This window comes from Spirosoma taeanense, from assembly GCF_013127955.1.
Taxonomy (GTDB): Bacteria; Bacteroidota; Bacteroidia; order Cytophagales; family Spirosomataceae; genus Spirosoma; species Spirosoma taeanense.
On the sequence record NZ_CP053435.1, the window covers coordinates 2621888 to 2637979 of the forward strand.

Consider the following 16092-nt stretch of genomic DNA (forward strand, 5'->3'; position numbering starts at 1 on the left):
GGTTAAACCGCTATCCCCACGCGCTGGAGCAGGGCTTTGGTCTGGCGGATGCCTTCGTATTCATCCAGTTTATTGCCTTCGTACTCGATACCGGCGATGCCTTTAAAGCCGCTTTCTTTCACAATCTTCAGGATGCGGTTATAATCCGTTTCGACGCAGTTGCCGTTTTCATCGAACGTATAGGTCTTGGCCGATACGCCTTTCGCAAACGGCATCAGCTCGGCCGTACCCTGATAGCGGTCGTATTCCTCGGCGCAGGTACCACCCGAACCCCGCTTGATACAGAAGTTGCCGAAGTCGGGCAGCGTTCCCACGTTTTTCATGTTCACCTGCTTCATGACGCCCGACAGCCACTGTCCGTTGGAGGAGTAGCCGCCGTGGTTTTCGACGATGACGTTGATGTTCATTGTTTTGGCAAATTCACCCAGCTTGCTCAGTCCCTCAACGGCCGCCTGGCTGACCTCTTCGGCGGTGCCTTTCCCGGCTGCGTTGACCCGAATGGTTTTGCAGCCCAGATACTTGGCGCATTCCACCCAGCGGTGATGGTTCTCAACCGCCTTCATACGTTCGGGGGCATCGGTCGCGCCCAGTTCGCCTTCGCCGTCGATCATGATCAGGTGGTTGGTGATGCCATTATCCTTGCAGCGCGTCAGCAGATCGTTGAGGTAGGTTTTATCCTGCGCTTTGTCCTTAAAGAACTGGTTGACGTATTCAACGATGCTGATGTCGAATTCCTTGCGGGCGATGGCCGGAAAATCCAGGTTCGTAATCTTCTTAGAAAATAAGGCTTTGTGCAGAGACCACTCGGCCAGCGATATGTCGAAGAACATTTTTTTCTTACTGACTTCGGCAAAGGCGCTGGGCAGCACGGCCATACCGGCCAGTGACCCGGCGGCCTGCTTCAGAAACGAACGGCGATTGGTGGTCATAACGCAATCAGTTTGGGGTTTATCGTATATAGTTTGATGTTTGTAATCCGATGGTTCGGCGTCTGGCCGCTAAACTACATACTCTAAACATCAAACTGAAACCAATATACCCATCTATGCTTTCTCTGGAGATTATTCGCGAGGCCCACGATCGTATCCGGCCCTATATTCACCGGACGCTGGTGCTGACCAACCAGACCATCAACGACCGCGCCGGGGCGGAGCTATATTTCAAGTGCGAGAACTTCCAGAAAATCGGCGCGTTCAAAGCGCGGGGTGGTCTGAACGCCGTGTTGCAGGTCGCTCAGAACCACGAAGGAACGGCCATTACGACCCACTCGTCGGGGAACCACGCGCAGGCCGTGGCGTTTGCCGCCCGGCAGGTTGGACTTCCGGCCTATATCGTCATGCCGCGCACAGCCCCGCAGGTCAAGAAAGACGCCGTTCGGGGTTACGGCGCGGAGGTGATCGAATGTGAGCCGACGCTGGAGGCCCGCGAAGCCGGGGTACGGGCAGTCATGGCACAGACCGGGGCCGTGCTGGTGCATCCATTCGACGACGACCGCGTCATTGCCGGACAGGCCACGGCTGCCAAAGAGCTGATCGAGGATTTCGGGCAGGGCGATCAGCAACCCTTCGACACGATTCTGGCGCCGGTGGGTGGGGGAGGGCTGCTCAGCGGTACGGCGCTGATAACCAGGTATCTGTCGCCCACCACGCGGGTCATTGCGGGTGAGCCGGAAGGCGCGGCCGATGCCATCCTGTCGTTCCGCAGTGGGCAGGTCGAACGCGCGCCCTATATCCAGACCATTGCCGATGGACTCATGACCACCCTCAGCGAACGCACGCTGGCTATTATCCGGGCGCACGTAACGGATATTCTGACCGTTTCTGATCCGGAGATCATCGCGGCCATGCGGCTGGTCTGGGAGCGGATGAAAATTATCATCGAGCCGTCCTGCGCGGTGCCGTTAGCCGCCGTGCTGAAGCATCCGGATCAATTCGCCGGACAGAAAATCGGGATCATCCTGACGGGCGGGAACGTGGACTTAGGAAAATTACCCTTTTGATTCCGCCGGACACCATGCCTGATATCCGAACCATTACGCCCGAAGAAACCTATACGCTCCGCCATACGGTTCTGTGGCCCGACAAGCCGCTGGATTATGTCAGGATTGACAATGATGCCAAAGGCTACCATTACGGTGCGTTTCTGGATGACAAGCTAGTCGCCGTAATCTCCCTGTTTGTGGATGGCGAAACGGCACGCTTTCGGAAATTCGCGACCCGCCCCGACCGCCAGCGGCAGGGCCTTGGAACGGCCTTGCTGAATCATGTCATCGCCGAAGCGCGTCGACTGGGTGCCCGGTCGATCTGGTGCGACGCCCGACTCGACGCGACCGACTTTTACCGGCGATCCGGTATGGAGGCCGTTAGCGAGGTGTTTTACAAAGGAACGATACCATATGCCCGATTTTCGTTAACGTTGTAAAGGCGAGGAGTTTCGGAGAATCCAGTCTGCTGGTCTTTATGAAGTAATCAGGTTACTGGCATGCTTGTACCTTAGCCAGTACGCCGTTGCGAGAGTAAGATACAAAATGGATATTCGCGCCTGTTTTTGTTAGGTTTGCGTAGGGATATTATTATTCTGTTATGACTGCTTCACGATTGACTAATGCCCAACTGGCTTTGCTGGAAATGTTTAGCTTTGAGATGAGTGAAGCCGAACTGCTTGCCATGCGCCAAACGTTAATGCAGCACTTCCGGGCGCGACTGGAAGAAGAGGCCCAAAAAGCTATGCAACAGAAAGGGTTGACCACGACTCAACTCGAAGCCCAAATGAAATTCGATAACCGCACCGAGCAGTTACGCCAGATGCGGTCCAGCCAGTGAAAGCCGTTATCGACACCAACGGCCTGCTTCAGTCGGTGCCTCGCGACGGCTCTTATCGCTGGCTTTACGACGCCTTCGAAGCTAGGGCGTGTTGACAATCAAGCTAATAAAATCAAAGCCGAAGACAGATAAATGAATCCAGCAAAACTCACGGCCGTCTTCTCATAGCGAGTAGCGACCCGCCGGTATTGCTTGAGCTTGTTGAAATAGCGTTCCACTTGGTTGCGCTCTTTGTACAAGTTTTCGTCAATCTGTCGATCTGCCAGTCGATTCTTTTTGGATGGTATCACCACTTGCGTATGGGACTCTGTTAACCAATCAATCAATTCGTTGGCATCATAGCCTCGGTCCGCTAACACCGCATCTGTTTCATAACCAGTCAATAAACCCTTCGCCTGGGTAATATCCGCTCGCTGTCCGACGCTGAGAATAAGCCGCATAGGATTGCCTAAGGCGTCAACAACGGCATGAATCTTAGTCGTCCAGCCGCCCACCGATTGACCTAAGCACTCGCTGGCAGGATCGCTTTTTTTTGACCAGCTGCATGCTGGTGCGCCCGCACCGTCGTGGAGTCAATCATTAGCCAATCTAAGTCCGGTTCCTGCAACTCGTCAAAAACAGTTTTCCATACACCTGCTTTAGCCCAGCGTCGAAAGCGTTGGTAGACCGAGTTCCAGGGCCCGAACCGCTCGGGTAAATCCCGCCAAGGGGCACCCGAGCGGGCGATCCAGATTACCGCATTGATAAATAGTCTATTATCGACGGCTGAACGGCCCACATGACCGACTTTGCCGGGTAGTAAGTGGGCGATTTGTTGCCATTGTTGGTCCGTAATCTCGTAGCGACGCATGGCACAAAATTCCCAATCATTCCTATATTTACCTAATTGTCAACACGCCCTAGAGAGTTTACATGGGTGGTTAGCAACGAAATCCTATTCGAATACGCTGAAATGACGGCTTTCTACTTCAGTCCTGTCGCGGCCGAACTGGTCACCTCGCTATTGCTGGCCGCACCCAATCACCTTCGACAGGAGCCATATTTTCGGTTTGGGCAGATCAAAGATGACCTCGACGACAATAAGTTTGTGGATTGTGCCATTGCCGCCGGAGCTGACTGGCTGGTATCTGACGACCGCCATATTCTGAACCTGCTCCAGGAAAAAGATCGGTTTCCACCCGTGCCCATCTGTTCGTTTGCCGAGTTTAAGCAACTACTGAACCGGTAAATATAGTAAAGAGGATAAGTAAAGAAGTAGTGTAGTTTTGGAAGCAATACAAAACCCAATAACTGTCTGTATGAAATCATTCCTTTGTCTGGTCGGCCTGATTGGCCTGTTAACAGTTTCTGGCGTATCCTACGCGCAGACCACCCCTGCCTCAACGCCCGCAGCTGATTCTACTACCCTTCAGAGTTACGTTGGCACGTACACTTTCAACAGTGGCAGCCCCATTCAGAAATTCACCGTAACAACCGAGAAGGGCGAGTTGTACGGCGAGGCCGATGACTTTGGTAAGAACCGTCTGGTGAAGCAGGCCGGGGCCGATACGTATAAATCGACCAGCTCTTATGGCTCCATCATTACGTTCGTGCGCGATGCCGCTACCCGAACCATTACGAGTTTGACCCTGGCCGCGCAGGGCGCCGAGCTGACGGCGAAGAAAGCAACTCCATAACCAAAAGGTTACTCAGCCAGTTGAGTGGTTACGTGGCCGGTGCGCCAATCAGCACCCGGCTACCTACACGAAAAAACTCAACGATGAAAGCTTTACCGTTTGTTGTTTCGGCCGCACTCGCAACGGCCATGTTTGCCTGTGGCTCCAAGAAAGAAGACACGAACACAGCCAGCACTTCGGTCGAAACGGCCGATACCACGCTGAATCTGCCACCGCCCAATGCTACAAAGTCAGCAGTTCATTTCAGTGAGGTAATCGGCTGGCCCGAAGGCAAAATGCCAAAAGTCCCGGCTGGTTTTACAGTCACGGAGTTTGCCCGCGATATGGCCAGTCCCCGCTGGATTTACGTCGGGCCCAATGGCGACATCTTCGTCGTGGAAGCCAATACCGAGCCCAAGGGCATCAAGAAAGAGATTACGTCCGCCGTTACGGGCAAGAGTAAATCCCAGCGCAGCGAAGCCAGCGCGAACCGCATTACGTTGTTTCGCGACACCAACAAGGATGGCAAACCCGACCTGCGCGAAACATTCCTGGCGGGACTGAACCAGCCGTTCGGAATGCTGGTGCTCGATAACAGGTTTTACGTCGCCAATACCGACGGAATCATGCAGTACCCGTATCAGCCGGGTCAGACGAAAATCACCGCGCCGGGCAAGAAAATACTGGGTCTACCCGCCGGGGGCTACAATAACCACTGGACGCGTAATCTGCTAGCCAGTCCCGACGGAAAGAAGATTTATGTTTCGGTGGGATCGGCCAGTAACGTGGGCGAGCACGGTATGGAAAACGAAGAGCGTCGGGCTAACATTCTGGAGATTAATCCGGATGGCTCCGGCGAACGCATCTATGCCAGTGGTCTGCGTAACCCCGTGGGCATGGACTGGCAGCCCGAAACGAAAAAACTGTACGCAGCCATCAACGAGCGGGATGAACTGGGCGATGAACTCGTACCCGATTACCTGACGAGCGTTCAGGAAGGCGCGTTTTATGGCTGGCCGTATTCCTATTTTGGTCAGCATGTAGATCCCCGGCGGAAAGGTGAACGGCCGGATCTGGTTAAAAAAGCAATTGTGCCCGATGTGCCGCTGGCCGCGCACTCAGCCTCGCTGGGCCTGGCGTTCTACGACAAAACGGCATTCCCGGCTAAGTACCATAATGGCGCGTTCATCGGCCAGCACGGCTCCTGGAACCGTTCGAATTTTTCGGGTTATAAAGTTGTGTTCGTGCCCTTTGAGAATGGTAAACCCGGCAAGCCGGAGGATTTCCTGACGGGGTTCATTGTTGGCGAAGATAAGGAAGTCTACGGCCGGCCGGTAGGCGTAACGGTAATGCCGGACGGCGCTATGCTGGTCGCCGACGATGCCGCCGGGCGCGTCTGGCGGGTAGCTGCGAGCAAATAAGTCTGGGGCAGCCAAACGGCTGCTATAGTTTTATGAGCCATCGTCTTATTGGGTTTTGTCAGATAATGATAAATCCGGTAAGACGATGGTTTTCTGCTTTGTCGATACGGCTGTGTCAGAGACTTACAACCGTCTGACTTTAATATCTTTCAACCAGATTTTCTGGCCGTGATGCTGAAGCATAATCAGCCCGTCGGTGGACTTCGCAAATTTGGGGTTGTTCTTAAATTTGCTGTTGCTGATTAACTGATTCAGTTCGGGAGAGCCTATTTCGTACTCAACCACTTTACGGCCATTCAGCCAGTGCTCGACGTGGTTGTTATTGACAAGTAACCGGGCCTGGTTATACTCGCCTACCGGCTTCAGTTGTTTATTAGTTGGAATGATCAGATCATAGAGCGAACCCGCCGAGCGAATGGGGGCTTTGTCATTGAAGTTGATATCGTCCAGAATCTGCATCTCAAAATTGTCCAGCCAGTTCGGGCTATTACCGTTTCCAGCCTGTTTATCAGCTTCTTCGTTGACATAGAAAAACACGCCCCCATTGCCTGCCACCGACACTTTCCAGTCGAAGACCAGTTCGAAATTCTTATAGCTTTCCTTGGTCACCAGATCGATATTGGGCACTCCAGTTTGCGCGACTAGGGCGCCATCTTCAATCTTCCAGGCCTCGGTCGGGAACGACGTCATTTTGTAGCCTCGCAACGGCTCGGCCGATTTGCCGTCGAATAAATATGTCCACTGGGAGTTTTGCTGCGCACGGGCAACTGTACCTGCGAACAGTAACGCGGCAATCAGGAAAATAGGTAACCGTTTCATACGTAGGTTGTACAGCATAGGATTTTGCTATATGCTGTTTGTCGAAAAGTACTGATATCCGGCTTTCTACTGAGGGTTTATTTCTTAAGGAAGCCGTTTCAGTAGGGGAACGGATGTGAGGAATGAAAACCTGCTCTTTCATAAAAACCTGTCCATTCCTGAACGGCATCTGTCCGTTAGCGGACGAATTGTAATAAGGTCTATGAGAAAATGTTATTGATATTCAGCGGTTTAGTGAGCTTGGCCTGTTATTTGACGGAGGTTGACCGATTCCAGACGAACGTTAGCCATGCTTCGTAACTACCTGCTCATTACCCTGCGTAACCTGCGCAAACACAAAGCCTTTAGCTTCATCAACATTGTTGGCGTGGCCGTTGGCCTGGCGTGTTTTCTGCTGATTGCTCTCTACGTTAGGGATGAACTAAACTATGACCGCTACAACCAGCATGCCGACCGGATTTACCGCGTAACGCGGACATTCCTTTCGTCGGATAAAGCGCCCTCGCTGCGGCTGGCGCAGCTGGCTCCGCCCTTTGGACCCCTGCTCAAACAGGAATTTCCCGAAGCTGAGCAGGTGGTTCGCACGCTGGACAACAATAGCCTGCTGCGGTACGGTGAGCATTCGTTCAACGAGCAGGACCTGTTCTTCGCCGAAGCGAATCTGTTCAACGTGTTTAGCTTTAACCTGGTGAGCGGCAATCCTGATCAGGCGCTGGCGAACCCGTTCTCGATTATGTTCTCCCGACCGATGGCTGAAAAATACTTTGGCAACGAAAATCCGGTTGGGAAAACGGTTCGGCTGGAAAATCAATACGACCTGACTGTTACGGGGGTCTTTGAACCGCTGCCTGCACAGGCTCATTTTCATCCGTCGTTTCTGCTGTCGTTCTCTACACTGAACGATCCGCGCGTCTATGGAGCCGAGGGCCTGCGGGTCAACTGGAGCAATAACTCATTCAATACGTACGTGCTGCTGCAGCCGGGGGCCGACCCACATCGGATGGAAGCCGCTTTCCCGGCCTTTCAGAATAAAGTTGTGCCGAAAGAAGACGGCCATAACCCGTCGGAATGGTCGGTGCTGAACCTGCAGAAACTAACCGACATTCACCTGTACTCGCACACCGATTCGGAAGTGGAGCCAACCGGCGATATGAAGTACGTGTATCTATTTTCGGTGATTGGCCTGTTCATTTTGCTGATTGCCTGCATCAACTACATGAATCTGGCAACGGCCCGTTCGGCTGGTCGGGCCAAGGAGGTTGGGATGCGCAAGGTTGTAGGGGCCTTGCGCGCTCAGCTTATCGGGCAGTTCCTGAGCGAGTCGGTACTGGTTGTGACGCTGGCTCTGGTCCTCGCTCTCGGGCTGGTGCTTATCGGGTTGCCCCTGCTGAACGACTTTACGCAGAAACAACTCGCCTTCAGCCAACTGCTCGATCCGGTATTTCTGACTGTTCTATTCGTGATTACACTCCTGACGGGGCTGGTAGCCGGGAGCTACCCAGCCTTCTTTCTGACCTCGTTCCGGCCAATTGGCGTGCTGAAAGGACAGGTTGCGTCGGCCATCCGAACAGGTAAACTCCGGCAGGTATTGGTCGTAACGCAGTTTGCCATTGCCATTGCCTTAATCATCAGCACGGCGGTGGTGTACAATCAGATGCGTTATATACAGGATTACCGACTGGGCTACCAGAAAGACCAGATGCTGCTGCTGCCCGACGTTGGCGATTCGGCAACGAATTACGAAACCCTTAAACAGATGCTCAAAAGCACCGGCCAGGTGCGGGAAGTGGGTCGGTCTTCGCGAATTCCGTCGGGGCGATTGCTGGATTCCTACGAGGCCCGGGCCATGAAAGGCGATACGCTCGCGCCGGTGAATATTAACCTGCGGGGGCTGCGGGTGGACTACGATTTTATTCCGACGTATCAGATTGGCATGGCTGCCGGACGAAATTTCTCGCGGGCCTATTCAACCGATACGTCGATGGTGGTTCTGAACGAAACAGCCGCGCGACTGCTGGGCTGGACGCCCGAACAGGCCATCGGCAAATCATTTCAGTATGGGCCAGCCAAAGGCCAGATCATCGGCGTAACGAAGGATTATCATTTTGAATCCCTGCACCAGCGCATGTCGGCGATTGCGATGATTCTGTCGCCCCGGCCGCTGAACTGGCTGTCGATTCCCATCACCGGCAATATTCCGGTCGGGGTTCAGCGCGTGGAAGCAGTCTGGAAGCAGTTCTTTCCCGAGCGGCCGTTCGACTACCAGTTTCTGGACACGCGCTTCGACCGGCTCTACGCCCGCGAACGCACTCAGCAGACGCTGTTCAGCGTCTTTGCGGGCGTAGCGGTGCTGATTTCCTGCCTGGGACTCTTTGGTCTGTCGATGTTCATGGCTGAGCAGCGTACGAAAGAGATTGGCATCCGCAAAGTGCTGGGCGCGACGGAGCTGAGCCTGGTGACGCTGTTCTCCAAAGACTTTCTGAAACTCGTTTTGATTGCCCTGCTGATTGCTTCGCCGGTGGCCTGGTACGCCATGCACAACTGGCTGAATGGCTTCGCCTATCGGACGGGCATTCATTGGGGCGTGTTTGTGCTGTCGGGCGCTTTGGTGGTCGGGATTGCCCTGCTGACGGTGAGTTTCCAGAGCGTAAAGGCTGCCCTGATGAACCCCATCCGGAGTCTACGCAGCGAATAGCCAGCTTTTCGAGGGAAGACTATAGACGTGCCTCTGCTAAAAAAAGAAGCCGGTAACTAGTAGAGTCGGGCTGGTGGTCTGCTTAGAGAGGTGACGTCATCAGCGCCGTAAAGCTGATCAACGCCAGGCTACAATAGGTCTGGCGTGGTTACGTCAGCTACCAAATGAAAATCTGGATTCTTTTTAGCGGCCTGCTCTGGGCCTGTTGTGCGTTCGCGCAGCCAAAAGCCACGGCATTACGTCAGGTTTCTGCTGGGGTAGCTTCGGCCCGAACCTGCCTGTTTGACCTCGATTGGCGCATCTCGCCGGATAGTGCGGCCGGAGCGCAGCGACCGGACTATGACGACAGCCGCTGGCGCCGGATTGATTTGCCCCACGACTGGAGTATCGAAGACCTGCCCAATCAGGGGGCCGAGGGCATTGCCGGGCCGTTTGCCAAAGCTAGTCCGGGGGCGACGTCAACGGGCTACGCGGTGGGCGGCACCCGCTGGTACCGTAAACGCTTCCGGCTCCAACCGGCTGAACGAGGCAAAACCGTTGCCATTCTGTTTGATGGCGTCTATATGAACGCCGATGTCTGGTTAAACGGCCATCATCTGGGCAATCATCCTTACGGCTACACGCCGTTTCAGTATAATCTGACACCGTATCTGCGTCCGGTCGGGCAGGAGAATGTCGTGGCCGTTCGGGTGAGAAACGAAGGCAAGAATACCCGCTGGTACACCGGCTCGGGCATCTATCGGCACGTCTGGCTGGCGGTTACCGAACCCGTTCACGTAGCGCCCTGGGGCGTTTCGATCACGACCACGCAGGGCACTGGCGGAGCGGCTCAGGTGCAGGTAACGACGACCCTTGATGCTGCTCGTAAACCAGCCACGCCCATTATTCTGCAAACAATCCTGCTGACACCCGACGGGAGGATAGTTGGGCAAAGCCGGCAGCCGACTACCGTAACCACCACCCAGTCAACCGGGATTCAGCAGACCGTTACGTTGCCTGCTCCAACGCTCTGGTCGCCCGAAACGCCGTATTTGTATCGGGCGAAGGTCGCTGTTCTGATCGGTAAACGGCAGGTAGACAGTGTCGAAGTGCCGTTTGGGGTTCGGTATATCCGGTTCGATGCGCAGGAGGGGTTTACGCTGAATGGCAAGCGGGTGTTGCTGAAGGGCGGCTGCGTCCATCACGACAATGGGCCGCTGGGTGCCGTAGCCATTGACCGCGCCGAAGAACGTAAAGTAGAATTGCTGAAAGCCAACGGCTTCAACGCCGTCCGGTCGAGCCATAACCCGCCCTCGACGGCATTTCTGGACGCCTGCGACCGGCTGGGCATGCTGGTGATCGACGAAGCGTTCGATATGTGGCGACTGCCTAAAAAGCCGGACGATTACCACCGCTTTTTCGATGCGTGGTGGCAGCGCGATCTGCAGGCTATGATTCGCCGGGACCGAAACCATCCGTCAGTTATCCTCTGGAGCATTGGGAATGAGATTGCCGAACGGGCCGACTCATCGGGGCTGGCCATTACGCGCCGGATGGTGGACGAAGCTCATCGTCTGGACCCCAGCCGACCGGTCATGGAAGCGATCTGCGGCTTCTGGGAACGGCCCGGAACGCCCTGGTCGGCCTCGGCAAAAGCCTTCGCACTGCTGGACGTTGGCGGCTACAACTACGAATGGAAACGCTACGAATCCGACCATCTGCAGGCCCCTAACCGGATAATGGTGGGCTCGGAGACCTTCGCCCGCGAGGCTTTTGAAAACTGGCGGCAGGTCGAAACGCATCCGTACGTCATCGGCGACTTTGTCTGGACCGCTATGGATTATATAGGCGAGACCGCAATCGGCCATTCGCTGCTTCAGCCGAAAGGCGACAAAGACAGCACCCGGGCCGTACTGCCGTGGCCGTGGTTTAATGCCTATTGCGGGGATCTGGACTTGACTGGATTCAAGAAACCGCAGTCGTATTACCGGGATGTGGTCTGGCGCAACCGCCCGATCGCCATGGCCGTTCATAGCCCAATTCCCGATGGCCTGAAAGAAACCGTAACCAACTGGGGCTGGCCTGATGAGCGGCAAAGCTGGACCTGGCCGGGAGCCGAAGGAAAGCCGCTGGAGGTTCGGGTCTTCTCGCGCAGTTCGGGTGTGCGCCTGGAGTTGAATGGAAAGGTGATTGGCGAAAGAAAGCTGTCCGACAGCTCCATCGTAGCTTCCTTTACGGTGCCCTATCAGCCTGGTCAGCTCAAGGCCGTCAGTCTGGAGAATGGCCTGGAAACCGGAACGGTGGAACTCGCTACAGCGGGTCCCGCCCACGCGCTTCGGCTCAGCCCCGACCGGGCGGCAATCCGGGCCAGCCGGAATGACCTGTCGTTCGTGACCGTCGAGGTAGTGGATGCCCATGGGCAGGTTGTTCCGGATGTGGCCATACCCGTTTCGTTTCAGGTCAGTGGTAAGGGTGAACTGGCAGCCGTCGGTAATGCCAACCCGACGGACATGGCCAGTTTTCAGCAACCGAAACGGACTACGTTCCGGGGGCGGTGTCTGGCCGTTATTCGTCCCCAGACAACATCGGGAACGATCACGCTAACCGCTACGGCCGCCGGATTACAGCCCGCTGAGGTAGTCATCAGAACCCGGTAGCCAACAGGGTACGTAAGCTCTAAACGCGATACGGGGAAGCTATCAGCAGCTTCCCCGTATCGCGTTTAGAGATATTAAGTATTAAAACTGGTAGAATACCCGGCCGCGTAAACCGACCGATGCTCCCTTGTACCAGTTCCGATCGTTTTGCGTGGGCATCGAGGCAACCGGCCCCGCCTGGAAAGCCCAGTGCTTATGCTGCCATTCCAGCCCGGTTGCCAGCGTCAGGTTATTGAACGCATCAACCCGGCAGGGAAGCCGGTAGCTGGCTGCGTCGAAACCGCCCCGCAACGGCTGTCGGTAATAGAACGTAACCTGTTCATTACTCTGCAGATTCAGGTTCGTGCCGACCGTGGGTAACAGGGACAGCGTCTGGCTGAGCGGAATCCGGTACCCCAGATAAAGAGGCACCTGAATGCGGGTGGTCCGCGTGCTGATGTTCAGAATCTGGTTTCGGGGGTCGATACCTCGTGCGTATTCACGCCGGAAATCGCGGTGCGTGCGCATATAAAAATCTTCATCGGTAAGGAAGGTGCCACCCGCATACGAAGCCACGCTTAAACCGGCGCCAACCAGCAGATGCTTGCCGCCCAGCAGTTCGGCATAAACCCCGCCGTTGATAATCTTCGGGGCTACCTCGGCACCTGGGCCAACCCGAAAGTGAACCAAAAATGGCTCAATAGAGCGGCCAATGGGCGACTGTCCACCTGCCAGCGTAACCCGGGCGGGTCGCATGCGTTTTGCCCGGCGAGCCAGCAATTCGTCCCAGTACACGGTGTCCAGACGGATTGGTCGGCTTGCCGCCCGTTCAAAGCTTACTGTGGGAACGGCAGGTTCCGCTCCGTCCGCGTCCGATGCTGAACGGGAGGGCTGTGACTGACCCGACCGGTCGGGTGTTGAGACTGGGTTGGCAGGGTTATAATCCCCTGCTGCGTTCTGCCGATTACGTGCGCGCTGACCAGAAGGCGCGGCAGCGACCAAGTCGGAGCGGTTCCCTTTGTTTCGTCCTAATTGCCCGCCCCGATCTGACGTTAGTGGTGAGCGGGCAGTCCGGTCTGGCAGGTTAACCGTTGGCTGAGAGGCCTGTACCGCCGGGCTTTCAACCGACGCGCCCGGAGTTGCGGGCTGGTCGGTGGTGGCGTAACGTTCCGAACGGGGAGCTGGACGACGCTCTACATCTGGCCTAGACTGCGAAGCCGGGGCCGGAACGGAAACGTAGCGCGTGATATAGACCGTATCGCGTTTCACCACTCGTTTATCAGAGGAAGCCACGGCGGGTTCATTACGTTCGGCCGGAGTCGTTGCCGAGGCTGTCGTTCCAGACGGGCGCCGATCGTCTGATGGGGTCATTGCGGGCTTCACTTCCGCTGGGGGAGCTTCGGTAGCGCCGGGTTGCTGACCAGAAGCCGACGGATGAGTAGCCTGAACGGTTTCGCGTAGATGTTTCAATTCATAGTGTTGCCAGAGGGTAGTTGTCAGGAAAAATAAAGTGCCGATGGTCCCGGCGGCTACGAGGTGGGTGGCATAACCACCAAACGGTTGTCGCGGGATAGTGGGCAGTTGCTGCGGGAGGCCAGCCTGCTGCATCGTGGCCTGCATCCGTTCCCAATCTTCATCGGCAAACTCGGGTCGGATACTGTCCAGCTTTCGCCGGATGATGTCGGCAAATCGGTCAGTTTTCATAATATCCAATGGGGGCACCAGGGCCGTTATTTGTGTGGGACGAATACGCCTTCTGAATCATCTGCTGTAATTTCTGGCGGGCGCGGGAATAATTGGACCGAACAGTGGCTTCGTTGTGCGACAGCAGCCCGGCAATTTCATGCAGACTGTATCCGTCAACAACGTGCATCATAAACACCGTTCGGTAGGTTGGGCTTAGCTGCTGAACGAGCGCCAGGATTTCTTCGGCGGCAATCTGGTCCACCACATCGTCATTGAACGCCACCTGTCCGCCCGACTCCAGGCTGGTATTCTGCTCCAGCTGCTGGTTCCGGCGGTAGTGGCTGATGGCGGTATTGACCAGAATGGTGCGTAGCCAGGCCTTGAAGGGCTGCGTTTCGTCGAAGCGATCCAGATGCTGAAATACTTTCAGAAAGCCTTCGTTCAGCACGTCTTCGGCCTCTTCCCGATTGGATGTGTAGCGCAGGCAGATACTTTTGGCATAGCCAAAAAACTGCTTGAACAGCGTCCTTTGCGCCCGTGGGTCGTTGGCACGGCAAGCCCGAATGACACTGGTCAGGTCATTTTCGGCGAACGAGGGCGATTTCCTGAACAACGTTTGTTCTGATTAAAGTGAGTAGCTACATACCAATACGGGTACGCCGACAGGTAGCAAAACGTTGCACCAGCGATTTACAAAAACTTCGCTTTTTTTAATGGTTTTCTGCCACGTTTAACTTAAAACGGGCGTATAGGTAAATAAAGGCATAGTAAGTGGTACTTCACCAATGAAAATTCTGGTTATCGGCGACCGGCATGTTAGTGGCTACGGGCTTACAGCCGGGCGGCTTAGTTTTCTGGAGCATTTTAGGCGGCAGATTAGTCGGTCAGGGCAATCGGTTCAGCTCGAAGCGTACGTGCACGCGACACTGTCGGCCGGGCGGCTTACGTTATCGCAACTGCCACTGGATCAGTACGATCTGATTGTGGTGCAGACGGGGCAGGGGTGTGTCGATCATCCGGCCGGCTTCGGGGCGCTGTTTGTTCGCTCGTCTGGCGAGCAGGCTGATCTGACCGGATTGCTGTCGCTGCCGACTTCCCTGCAGGCGGTTGCCGGGCCGAAACGCGCTATCCGTCAGGGGAAAACCTGGGCCCGGCTGTTTCTGCTGAAGAGTCTGGCGGCCATTAACCAGCTGCCCCGCTTGCGGACCGTCCGGAACGAACTGGCCGACCTGCTAACTACCCTGCGGCCACACCGGCATAAAGTTTTGCTGATGAGCCCCTTTACGCAGCAGGAACCCGTGCGGCAGTGGCTCAGACAACAGGGGCGGGCGTTGCTGATCGAGGAAGGAGAGCGTCAGGCGTTCAGCGTATTTGATACCGATACGGTTATTCAGCCCCGGGAAGAGTATTTCCTGGCGGATAGCGAAGACGATCTGAACGCAATCGGACATGAGCTGGTAGGTCGGGCCTTATTCGATTTCTATCAGGCTGCGCCAACTATCGTGGCGATTCGTTCGGGAGGTCGGTCGTAATCGATGGTCCTCTGGCGTTAGCCTGTAAGACTACTAATCAGTTGACGTAAACGGTGCGTTTCAGGGCGTTCGTTCGAAAAATAAGTTAGTGAGAGAGGAGGAGCGCGGTCTTTACGGGAGCTTACCGCTTTTGGGGGGACCGTTTTTTTGGGTGGTGACAAGTCCGGGATTCCTGAACCCTTTAGACTGTCGGCCGTTGTATAGCAAAACTGTTGCTGTCTGCCGGATACAACCATGACCAATGCTTCCAGCGAAACCACCCATCCTGACCATACATTTGTTCTCCAGAAAGTTCAGCCCGCTTTGCTGGGTCTGATGGATGGTTCGGTTTCTACGCTGGCACCGCTGTTTGCCGCTGCTGAACTCACGAACCAGTCGCACGCGGCTTTTTTCGTTGGCCTGGCGGCTTCTATCGGGGCGGGAATTAGTATGGGGCTGGCCGAAGCGCTCTCCGACGATGGCACCGTTACGGGCCGGGGAACTCCGCTCGCCCGGGGCCTGATTACGGGAGCGGCTACCACCCTCGGCGGTATGCTTCACACCCTGCCATTTCTGATTACAACGCTATCGCTGGCCCTGCAAATTGCCTATCTGGTCGTCTTTGTTGAACTGCTATTCATTGCGTTTATCCGCTATAAGTACATGCGGTCTTCGCTGGCGTCTACGGTCGTGCAGGTCATTATCGGTGGAGGAATCGTATTCATGATCGGGCTTTGGCTAGGCAAATTAGGCGGAGGGTAAGTGCCGAGGGCATTATGGCTTCAAGCTCGCATTATCAGGCTGTGCGCACTAGCACCGATTGTGCGATTTCGCACGAGTATAAAATTTATATTTTATATAAACTACT

At 55.4% G+C, this 16092-nt stretch carries 15 protein-coding genes; 10 read left to right on the top strand and 5 right to left on the bottom strand.

Annotated features, from left to right (window positions below):
• Positions 1–2: 2 nt before the first annotated feature.
• Positions 3–929 (bottom strand): sugar phosphate isomerase/epimerase family protein, encoded by a 927-nt coding sequence (locus HNV11_RS11040; RefSeq protein WP_171739718.1) that lies wholly within the window; start codon positions 927–929, stop codon positions 3–5.
• 116 nt (positions 930–1045) lie between these two features.
• Between HNV11_RS11040 and HNV11_RS11045 the strand changes: the two genes are divergently transcribed.
• From HNV11_RS11045 to HNV11_RS11055, 3 genes are all read left to right on the top strand, one after another.
• Complete coding sequence (locus HNV11_RS11045; protein WP_171739719.1) at positions 1046–1999, top strand: threonine ammonia-lyase; 954 nt, start codon at positions 1046–1048, stop codon at positions 1997–1999.
• A gap of 14 nt (positions 2000–2013) precedes the next feature.
• Entirely contained in the window at positions 2014–2421 is a 408-nt protein-coding gene (locus tag HNV11_RS11050) for a GNAT family N-acetyltransferase (RefSeq protein WP_171739720.1), read from the top strand.
• Positions 2422–2582: 161 nt separating this feature from the next.
• Entirely contained in the window at positions 2583–2822 is a 240-nt protein-coding gene (locus HNV11_RS11055) for a hypothetical protein (RefSeq protein WP_240163937.1), read from the top strand.
• Positions 2823–2920: 98 nt separating this feature from the next.
• Here HNV11_RS11055 and HNV11_RS11060 read toward each other — a convergent pair.
• Positions 2921–3672 (bottom strand): IS5 family transposase gene (locus HNV11_RS11060; protein WP_171738033.1). Its coding sequence is split into 2 segments (ribosomal slippage): positions 2921–3357 and positions 3357–3672, totalling 753 coding nucleotides; the frame shifts between segments, so codons are not numbered across the junction.
• A 102-nt stretch (positions 3673–3774) separates the two neighbouring features.
• Between HNV11_RS11060 and HNV11_RS11065 the strand changes: the two genes are divergently transcribed.
• From HNV11_RS11065 to HNV11_RS11075, 3 genes are all read left to right on the top strand, one after another.
• Positions 3775–4050, top strand: coding sequence for a PIN domain-containing protein (locus HNV11_RS11065; RefSeq protein ID WP_240163938.1), 276 nt, complete (start codon positions 3775–3777; stop codon positions 4048–4050).
• Between the two features lie 70 nt (positions 4051–4120).
• Positions 4121–4498, top strand: a complete 378-nt coding sequence (locus tag HNV11_RS11070) for a DUF3471 domain-containing protein (protein WP_171739722.1) — start codon at positions 4121–4123, stop codon at positions 4496–4498.
• A gap of 83 nt (positions 4499–4581) precedes the next feature.
• Positions 4582–5898, top strand: a complete 1317-nt coding sequence (locus tag HNV11_RS11075) for a PQQ-dependent sugar dehydrogenase (protein ID WP_171739723.1) — start codon at positions 4582–4584, stop codon at positions 5896–5898.
• Between the two features lie 123 nt (positions 5899–6021).
• Here HNV11_RS11075 and HNV11_RS11080 read toward each other — a convergent pair whose 3' ends face one another.
• On the bottom strand, positions 6022–6717 hold the full coding sequence (locus tag HNV11_RS11080; RefSeq protein ID WP_171739724.1) for a 3-keto-disaccharide hydrolase: 696 nt from the start codon (positions 6715–6717) through the stop codon (positions 6022–6024).
• Between the two features lie 289 nt (positions 6718–7006).
• On the opposite strand from HNV11_RS11080, the gene HNV11_RS11085 reads away from it, so the two are divergent.
• Positions 7007–9412: an ABC transporter permease gene (locus tag HNV11_RS11085; protein ID WP_171739725.1), complete on the top strand. Its 2406-nt coding sequence runs from the start codon at positions 7007–7009 to the stop codon at positions 9410–9412.
• Positions 9413–9576: 164 nt separating this feature from the next.
• The gene (locus tag HNV11_RS11090) at positions 9577–12048 is read left to right on the top strand and encodes a glycoside hydrolase family 2 TIM barrel-domain containing protein (RefSeq protein WP_171739726.1); all 2472 of its coding nucleotides are present in this window, start codon (positions 9577–9579) and stop codon (positions 12046–12048) included.
• Between the two features lie 81 nt (positions 12049–12129).
• On the opposite strand, the gene HNV11_RS11095 is transcribed toward HNV11_RS11090, so the two are convergent.
• Both HNV11_RS11095 and HNV11_RS11100 read right to left on the bottom strand, forming a co-directional pair.
• Positions 12130–13731, bottom strand: a complete 1602-nt coding sequence (locus HNV11_RS11095) for a hypothetical protein (RefSeq protein ID WP_171739727.1) — start codon at positions 13729–13731, stop codon at positions 12130–12132.
• Positions 13721–14326, bottom strand: coding sequence for an RNA polymerase sigma factor (locus HNV11_RS11100; protein WP_171739728.1), 606 nt, complete (start codon positions 14324–14326; stop codon positions 13721–13723). Before HNV11_RS11100 ends, HNV11_RS11095 begins: the two co-directional genes overlap by 11 nt.
• Before the next feature lie 172 nt (positions 14327–14498).
• Between HNV11_RS11100 and HNV11_RS11105 the strand changes: the two genes are divergently transcribed.
• Both HNV11_RS11105 and HNV11_RS11110 read left to right on the top strand, forming a co-directional pair.
• A complete protein-coding gene (locus tag HNV11_RS11105; protein WP_171739729.1) occupies positions 14499–15245 on the top strand; it encodes an SGNH/GDSL hydrolase family protein in 747 nt (248 codons plus the stop codon).
• 234 nt (positions 15246–15479) lie between these two features.
• Positions 15480–15986: a VIT1/CCC1 transporter family protein gene (locus HNV11_RS11110; RefSeq protein WP_171739730.1), complete on the top strand. Its 507-nt coding sequence runs from the start codon at positions 15480–15482 to the stop codon at positions 15984–15986.
• Positions 15987–16092 lie beyond the last annotated feature (106 nt).